The 8295-nt window shown below is 60.9% G+C and carries 8 protein-coding genes and 1 riboswitch; of the genes, 3 read left to right on the top strand and 5 right to left on the bottom strand.

Annotation, left to right across the window (positions count from 1 at the left end):
• The 3 genes from Q0K17_RS09225 to Q0K17_RS09235 form a co-directional block, all read right to left on the bottom strand.
• On the bottom strand, positions 1–755 hold a 755-nt coding region (locus tag Q0K17_RS09225; RefSeq protein WP_294542479.1), incomplete at its 3' end, for an ATP-binding cassette domain-containing protein.
• An 82-nt stretch (positions 756–837) separates the two neighbouring features.
• Positions 838–2154 (bottom strand): BMP family ABC transporter substrate-binding protein, encoded by a 1317-nt coding sequence (locus Q0K17_RS09230; RefSeq protein WP_294542480.1) that lies wholly within the window; start codon positions 2152–2154, stop codon positions 838–840.
• Positions 2155–2525: 371 nt separating this feature from the next.
• Positions 2526–3095 carry a folate family ECF transporter S component gene (locus Q0K17_RS09235; RefSeq protein ID WP_294542481.1) on the bottom strand — a complete coding sequence of 190 codons (570 nt, stop codon included), beginning with the start codon at positions 3093–3095 and terminating at the stop codon, positions 2526–2528.
• 139 nt (positions 3096–3234) lie between these two features.
• Positions 3235–3329, bottom strand: a riboswitch (THF riboswitch).
• 141 nt (positions 3330–3470) lie between these two features.
• Here Q0K17_RS09235 and Q0K17_RS09240 point away from each other — a divergent pair.
• From Q0K17_RS09240 to Q0K17_RS09250, 3 genes are read left to right on the top strand one after another with little or no spacing between them, the layout of a single operon-like run.
• Entirely contained in the window at positions 3471–4061 is a 591-nt protein-coding gene (locus tag Q0K17_RS09240) for a TetR/AcrR family transcriptional regulator (RefSeq protein ID WP_294542482.1), read from the top strand.
• Between the two features lie 46 nt (positions 4062–4107).
• Positions 4108–4557, top strand: coding sequence for a hypothetical protein (locus Q0K17_RS09245; RefSeq protein WP_294542484.1), 450 nt, complete (start codon positions 4108–4110; stop codon positions 4555–4557).
• Positions 4558–4575: 18 nt separating this feature from the next.
• On the top strand, positions 4576–5238 hold the full coding sequence (locus Q0K17_RS09250) for a hypothetical protein (protein ID WP_294542485.1): 663 nt from the start codon (positions 4576–4578) through the stop codon (positions 5236–5238).
• Between the two features lie 131 nt (positions 5239–5369).
• Here Q0K17_RS09250 and Q0K17_RS09255 read toward each other — a convergent pair whose 3' ends face one another.
• A complete protein-coding gene (locus Q0K17_RS09255; RefSeq protein ID WP_204647292.1) occupies positions 5370–5645 on the bottom strand; it encodes an HU family DNA-binding protein in 276 nt (91 codons plus the stop codon).
• A 214-nt stretch (positions 5646–5859) separates the two neighbouring features.
• Positions 5860–8295 (bottom strand): carbamoyl-phosphate synthase large subunit (carB, locus tag Q0K17_RS09260; protein WP_294542487.1); only part of this gene is annotated, 2436 nt, incomplete at its 5' end.

The following is an 8295-nucleotide window of genomic DNA, read 5'->3' on the forward strand; positions in this document are numbered from 1 at the left end:
ACCGGCAGGGGGCGCTCGATGTCCAGCTCCACCTTCTTGCCCACCATCATCTCGGTGAGCATGGCCTCGTTGGCGTCTTTGGTGGCCACGTCGCCCACATATTCGCCCCGGCGCAGGATGGCCACCCGGTCGCTGATGCTCAGCACCTCGTGAAGCTTGTGGGTGATGATGACCACGGCCTTGCCGTCCGCCTTCATGTTGCGCATGACCGCAAAGAGCTTTTCGGTCTCCTGAGGGGTCAGCACGGCGGTGGGTTCGTCCAGGATCAGGATGTCGGCGCCGCGGAACAGCACCTTGACGATCTCCAGGGTCTGCTTCTGGCTGACGCTCATCTCATAGACTTTCTGGTCCAGGTCCAGGGCAAAGCCGTATTTTTCGCAGATGGCCCGGGCCTTGCTGCGGACCTTTTTCAGGTCGAACTTTTCCCCGGGTTCCATGCACAGGGCGATGTTTTCCAGCGCGGTGAAGACATCCACCAGCTTGAAGTGCTGGTGAATCATGCCGATGCCCAGGCGCAGGGCATCCCGGGGGGAGCGGATATCCACCGCTTCATCCCCCACATAGATCTCGCCCTCATCGGGGTAATAGATGCCGGCGATCATGTTCATCAGGGTGGTCTTGCCCGACCCGTTCTCTCCCAGAAGGGAAAGGATCTCGCCGCGGCGGACTTCAAGGGTCACGTCATGGTTGGCCGTCACTTCACCGAAGGTCTTGGTGATGTGTTCCAGCCGGATGGCATACTGGGTGTTCGGCATGCGCTGCCTTCTCCTTTCACAACGGGAAGGGAAGCCCGCAAAAGCGTGAGCTTCCCTCCCGAAAATTCATGTTCAGACTGGTTCAGGCCACCGGATCGCTGTCCTCGACGATGCCGTCGATGTGCAGAGCGAAGTACGGAGCGCTGCGCAGGGTGCTTTCGTCAAAGTAGCCGTCATGGATGGCTTCCTTGGTCTCGCCCTGGTACACGGCGACAGCCTCGCCGCTGGAGTAATCATAGTAGCTCAGGTCGATGGGGGCGCTGGTCACGGTCTGGCCGTCCACGGTGAAGGTGGAGGTGTCGAACACATGCAGGCTGCCGTCCTTCAGAGCGGCTTCCACTTCGGCGACCTTGTCGGCAGTGCCTTCGGCGCATTCGGGTCCCAGCTCGGTGATGGCCACAGCGCCGTCCTCATAGCCCTTGGACCAGTCGGTGGGGATTTCCTCGCCGTTCATGGCCGCGGTGAACAGTTCCTTGTAGTAGACCTTCCAGACGTTGGTGGAAGAGGTCAGGGCCGCGGTGGGAGCGGTCTCCAGCATGTCGATGTTGTAGCCGACGGAGTAGCAGATGGTGCCGGCATCCTTCAGACGCTGGGTGGCAGCGGGAGCGCCGGTGGAGTCGGCGTGCTGGCCGACGATGACAGAACCGTTGGCGATCAGAGCCTCAGCGGCAGCGCCTTCCTTGTCGATATCGAACCAGGAGTTGGTGTACATGACTTCCATGGTGACGGTGGGGAACACGCTCTTGACGCCCAGATAGAAGGCGGTGTAGCCGGAGATGACTTCCGCATAGGGGAAGGCGCCCACATAGCCGATCTTGACGTTGCCGTCAGCGTCGAAGGAGTTGGGCTGGGTCTCCGGGGTCAGGGTGCCGTTGTCCACCAGTTCCTTCAGCTTCATGCCGGCCACCACGCCGGAGACGTAACGGGACTGGTACACAGCGGTGAAAGCGTTCTTGAAGTTGTCCAGACCGCTGATGGCGGCAAAGTCGCCGGTCATGGAAACGAAGGTGGTGTCGGGGTACTTCTCGGCGGTTTCCACCAGGTAGGTCTGATGGCCGTAGGAGTTGGCGATGACCAGGTCACAGCCCTGGCCGACCAGGTCCTCCGCAGCGTCGGAGCATTCGGCGCTTTCGGGAACCTTGTATTTCCAGATGATCTGATCCTCGGGCAGGCCGACTTCGGCGGCGGCTTCCTTGATGCCGTTGATGTGGGCGGCGCTGTAGCCTTCGGTTTCGTCACCCACCAGGATGACGCCGACCTTCAGGTCGGTGGAAGCGGAGGCGGCAGAGGCGTCCGCGGTGTCTCCGGTGGCGGCAGTGGAAGTGCTGCCGGTGGAGCCGCAGGCTGCCAGGGACAGCATCATGGCGCCGGCCATCAGAATGCCGAGCAATTTCTTCATAAGTTGGTTCTCCTTCTTTTTCATTTTTGCAAGCAAAACAAAATGAAACATGCGGCGCGCCGAATCCGGCATGCCGCCCTTACTGCTTCATTGTAGACACCTTGCCGACAATTTTCAATGCTTTTCGGGTCAATTGTAAAAAAACTGTGAATTTGTAATTTTCATCGTCATTTTTTTGGCGTGTCTCTGGAAAAAACGCACAAGGAATTTTTGAAAAAGTACGACTTTTTCGCCGTTCCTGCGAGGGCATTTGTTTTTTATGGAAGGACAGCCATAGGGCGGCCGCCGGGTTTCCGGGTCTGTGCGGGCAAGCAAAAGGCCGGTGCCCGAAGGCACCGGCCCAAAGTCTCATTTCACAAAGGAATCCCGGCTCATCGCTGTCGGGCCCGGTAACTTTCGCAGGTCTTGAGCACCAGCAGGAGCAGGGCCACGTCGATGGGGAATTTGATGATGTTCTTCACAAACCGCAGGCTGCTGAGCACCACAAAGGCCTGCCCGTACAGGAAATGCAGCCACAGCGGGGTGAGCAGGAAGTTGAAGAGCACCACCGCCATGGCCTTGCAGGCCGCCACCCGCCACAGTTTGACCGGACGGCGGTAGTACCATACCCCGTACAGGATCCCCGCCAGGATGGCGCTGAGGGTCCAGCCGGGGAAGTAGGGGCCGTTGGGGCGCAGGACATAGCCGAAGATATCGGTGACGATGCCGGAGAGTCCGGCCACCCAGGGGCCGCACAGATAGCCCATGGCAGCGGTGGCCAGGAAATCGAACCCCACCTCCAGAAGGCCGGACACCGGGATGGTGAACTGATTCAGGATGAGGTGCAGCGCCGACAGCACCGCGGCGGTGGCCAGGGTCCGGGGACGGTGCAGTTCCTGCACGGCCTGGACGAACAGCCGGTCATACAGGGTGCTGCGGGTGGAAAGGGTGTGCTGGGTCATGGTTTTTTGCCCTCCTTGTACAGGCTGGGCCGCACCCGGACCGCGCACTCCCCTGCCCCGCTGCGGGGCAAAAAAACAAGAGCACCCAACGCAAAAGGTGATGCGGGTACCCTTCTGCGGCAGCGCTCTTTCCGTGTGCAGCAGTGGGATGCGGAACCCGCACCGCGCACAAGGCTTCGTCCTGCCACAACTCCCCGTTGGTCAGGCACTTAACGCGCGGGCCCCTACTCTGCCTGTTCGGGGCGGCGGCTGACCCGCTGCCCCAAACATACGCCTTTTATTATACACCCGGAGAAGGTTTTTGCAAGATGGAGGGCAAAATGTTTCTGTGCCCGCTGCTTGCCGGGGTTGACAAGAGGCGGAGAACCCTGTATAGTGAACACTGTTCAGATTGAGGTGATGCCATTGAAACCAGCGGTCACATCCCGGCAGGAGATCCTGCAGGCCAGCCGCGCCCTGATCCGGGCCCACGGCTGGGAATCCGTGGGCATCCGCACGGTAGCCAACGCCTGCGGTGTGTCCATCGGATCCATCTACAATTATTTTGCCAACAAGAGCGAACTGGTGGCGGCCACCGTGGAAAGCGTGTGGGCGGAGATCTTTCAGCCCCCCGCAGACCCGGCGCTGTTCACCGACACCCTGGCCTGCATTGTCTGGCTGTACGGGCGGATGGCCTACGGGGCCGAGCACTACCCCGGCTTTTTCAGCCTGCATGCGGTGAGCTTTTCCGGCGTGGGCAAGGAGAAAGGCAAACGGCTGATGCAGCAGACCTGGCGGCACATCCCCCAGGAGCTGTGCCGGGTGATGCGTGCCGACCCCAAGGTGCGTCCCGGTGCCCTGGACGGTGCGCTGAGTGCCGAACAGTACGCCGAGGTGCTCTTTTCCATGATGTTCTGCGCCATGATGCGGGAGGACTACGACCCCGCCGCGGCCCTGGAACTGACCCGCCGGACGCTGTACCAATAAAACCGGACCCGCAGGAAGCGGGTTCTTTTTCGCCGATAAATGAACAATGTTCAAAAACTTTTTTGTCACAGAAAGGAGTCTTTCCTTGGTTAAAAAACATACGCTTCTGCTGCTGGCCTGTCTGGTGTGGGCCGCCGCCGGGTTCAACATCCTGCGCATCGGCCTTTCCTGCTATCCCGGGCGGGTCACCCTCTGGAACCTGCTGCTGTCCACCGTGGTGTTCGAGGTGTTCCGCCGGTTCGTCTTCGGGCGGCTGGTCCACAAGCACACCGCCCGCATCCTGGGGTATGAACAGGAACGGCAGTATTTCTGGAATTTTTTTGACGCCCCTTCCTTCGCCATTATGGCGGTGATGATGACGGGCGGCATCGGCCTGCGGGCGTCGGGACTGGCGCCCCAGGGGTTCATCGCGGTCTTTTATTCCGGCCTGGGGGCTGCCCTGCTGCTGGCCGGACTGCTGTTCGGCCTCCGCTTTGTGCGGGCGGTCCGGACTTAAACAAAGGAGGTCTTTGCCATGCAGGCAATTATGGAAACCGGTTTTGACATTCTCTATCTGGCCACGGTGCTGACCCTGGGCATCAAAATGCTGCGTCAGTGCGGCGGTCGGGCCCAGTTCCGGCTGTTCGGCGCCATGGCGGTGGTGCTGGGGGCGGGCGACGCCTTCCACCTGGTACCCCGGGCGGTGGCGCTGTGCACCACCGGGCTGGAAAACTACACCGTGGCCCTGGGCGCCGGCAAGTGGATCACCTCCATCACCATGACGGTTTTCTACGTGCTGCTGTACTATGTTTGGCGGCTGCGGTATGAGGTCAGCGGGCGCCGGGGTCTGACCGGCCTGGTGTGGGTGCTGGCAGCCCTGCGCATCGGACTGTGCATGATGCCCCAGAACCGCTGGCTCAGCGCCGATGCCCCCTTGAGCTGGGGTATCTGGCGCAATCTGCCCTTTGCGGCGCTGGGCCTTGTCATCATTGTCCTGTTTTACCGCAGCGCCCGGGATCACGGGGACAAGGCCTTCCGCTGGATGTGGCTGACCATTGTGCTGAGCTTTGCCTTCTACATTCCGGTGGTGCTGTGGGCGGACGCCGTGCCCATGATCGGCATGCTGATGATCCCCAAGACCTGCGCCTATGTGTGGACGGTGGCCATCGGCTGGCGGGCCATGAAGGCCGAAGCCTGAACCCTATCCCCCGTTTTTGACAAAATGCCGCCCGAGCGGGAAGTCATTCCTGCCCGGGCGGCATTTTTACTTTACAGGGGTTTGCACGCAAAAGGCCCCCGTCCGTTGGGACGGGGGCCTGTAAGGTCTGCTTACTTCGCAACCTTTTCCTTCAGACGGCCGCTGGCCTTGAAGCCCGGAATGGCGGTGGGCTTGAGCTGGCTGGTGACCTTGGTCTTGGGGTTGGTAAAGTTCTTGGTCTGGCGCTCACGCATCTCAAAGCGGCCAAAGCCGGCGATGGTGACCTTTTCCCCATCCCGGAGGACATCCCCGATGGTACCGAAAATACCATCCATGACCTTTTCGACCTGGGCGGCGCTCAGACCGGAATCGTTGGCGACTTTGGTAATCAACTGCGATCTTGTCATTTGCTTTTATCTCCTGTTTCATCGGGCCGCCTGCGGGCTTTCCCTGCCCCGCAGCGGGCATCCGTTTAGATTGTCGCTACCAATTATATGAAAAATATGGCGCAGAATCAAGGGATTTTGCAAAAATCGGCAGCCCGGAAACAAAAATTGTCAATTGTGATAAAAAGCACGGACAAGGGCGCGTCAAAGTTTGGCGGATTGAGAAAAATGTGTTTTATTTCACCGTCGGGTCGCGGTGCAAAGTGGCAATATCCACCAGCTCCATCTTGCTGATGTCGTGGTCGCCACGCAGGGCGTCCACCAGCACACGGGCGGTGTCCAGGGCGGTGATGCAGGGGATGGAAAGCTCGGTGGCCTTACGGCGGAACTTGACCGAATCCCGGTGGGGGTCACGGCCGTGGGGGCTGGTGGAGATGATGTAATCCACCAGTCCGCTTTCCAGCAGGTCGATGGCGTTGGGGCGTTCCCCGCTGACCTGGCGCACCACGCTGCAGGGGATCATCTGGCTGTTCAGGTACCGGGCAGTGCCGGCGGTGCCGTAGATCTTGTAGCCGTAGTCATGCAGTTTCCAGGCCAGTTCGGCGGCTTCCTTCTTGTCCGCATCCTTCACCGAGATGATGACACAGGAGCCGGGGCCGGGGGTCTTGAACTGGTAACCGGCACCCACCAGGCCTTTCATCATGGCCTCGTGGAAGGTGGGGGCGATGCCCAGCACTTCGCCGGTGGACTTCATCTCGGGGCCCAGCATGGTGTCCACACCATGCAGCTTCAGGAAGCTGTACACCGGCACCTTGACGGCGTAGTAGGGGCTCTTGCCGCCCCGCCACAGACCGGTGCCGTAGCCCATATCCTTGAGCTTTTCGCCCAGGGTGCAGCGCACGGCCAGGTCCACCATGGGCACACCGGTGACCTTGCTGATGTAGGGCACGGTACGGGAGGAACGGGGGTTGACCTCAATGACATAAACCTTGCCGTTCTGCACCGCATACTGCACGTTAACCAGGCCCACCACCTTCAGTTCCCGGGCGAAACGGCCGGTGTAATCCACCAGGGTGTCGATGACGCTCTGGGGGAAGTCGTAGGGCGGGTAGACGCAGATGGAGTCGCCGGAGTGTACACCGGTGCGCTCGATCTGCTCCATGATGCCGGGAACCAGATAGTCCTCGCCGTCGCAGATGGCGTCCACCTCACACTCGGTGCCGTAGATGTACTTGTCCATCAGCACGGGGTGGGACATGTCCACATGGGCGGTGATGACGCCCATGTACTCCACCACGTCGGCGGAGTTGTAGGCCACGATCATGTTCTGGCCGCCCAGCACGTAGGACGGACGCATCAGAACGGGATAGCCCACTTCCTCGGCGGCCTTGAGGGCTTCGTCCAGGGTGAAGACGGTACGGCCCTCGGGACGGGGGATGCCGCAGCGCTCCAGCAGCTCGTCGAAGCGTTCCCGGTCCTCGGCCTCGTCGATGGCGTCGGCGGGGGTGCCCAGGATGGGCAGGCCCACTTCATCCATATGCTTGGCCAGCTTGATGGCGGTCTGGCCGCCGAACTGCACCAGGCAGGCGTCGGGCTTTTCGGTGGCGATGACATTGTCCACGCTCTCGGGGTTCAGGGGGTCGAAGTACAGGCGGTCGCCGGTGTCGAAGTCGGTGGAGACGGTCTCGGGGTTGTTGTTGACCAGAACGGCCTCACAGCCGTGCTTCTTCAGCGTCCAGACGGCGTGGACCGAGCAGTAGTCGAACTCGATGCCCTGGCCGATGCGGATGGGGCCGGAACCGAAAACCAGCACCTTCTTGCGGGACTTGTCGCTGTGGTCGGCGATGAAGCCGGCGGCTTCGTTGTCCTCGTCGTAGGTGGAGTAGAAATAGGGGGTGCGGGCGGCAAATTCCGCAGCGCAGGTGTCCACCATCTTGAACCCGGCATGCAGGTCTTTCACCGGCAGCTCGGAGGCGCCGGACAGACGCAGGATGGTCTTGTCCAGGAAGCCGTATTTCTTGGCTTCCAGATACTTTTCACGGGTGAGCTCGCCCTGCTTCAGGCCCAGTTCCAGGTTGGCCAGATGCTGCATCTTGTCCAGGAACCACCAGTCGATCTTGGTGATATCGTAGATGGTCTTGTGGTCCACGCCCCGCTTGAGGGCTTCATAGACACAGAAGGCGCGCTCGGAGTCCTGCACATGCAGGTGCTCGATGATCTCCTCGGTGGAGAGTTTCTCGAAATCGGGCAGGGTCAGGGTATCCATGCCCAGCTCGATGGAGGAGACCGCCTTCATCATGGCGTGCTCGAAGTTGTTGCCGATGGCCATGACTTCACCGGTGGCCATCATCTGGGTGCCCAGGGACTTGTCCGCATAGACGAACTTGTCGAAAGGCCACTTGGGGTACTTGACCACCACGTAGTCCAGGGCGGGCTCAAAGCAGGCGCAGGTCTCGCCGGTGACGTCGTTGGTGATCTCGTCCAGGGTGTAGCCCAGGGCGATCTTGGTGGCCACCTTGGCGATGGGGTAGCCGGTGGCCTTGGAGGCCAGGGCGGAGGAGCGGGACACACGGGGGTTGACCTCGATGACCGCGTACTCGAAGCTGTCCGGCTTGAGGGCGAACTGGCAGTTGCAGCCGCCCTCGATGCCCAGCTCGGTGATGATGTCCAG

This window comes from uncultured Gemmiger sp. (genome assembly GCA_944388105.1).
Classification (GTDB): Bacteria; Bacillota; Clostridia; order Oscillospirales; family Ruminococcaceae; genus Gemmiger.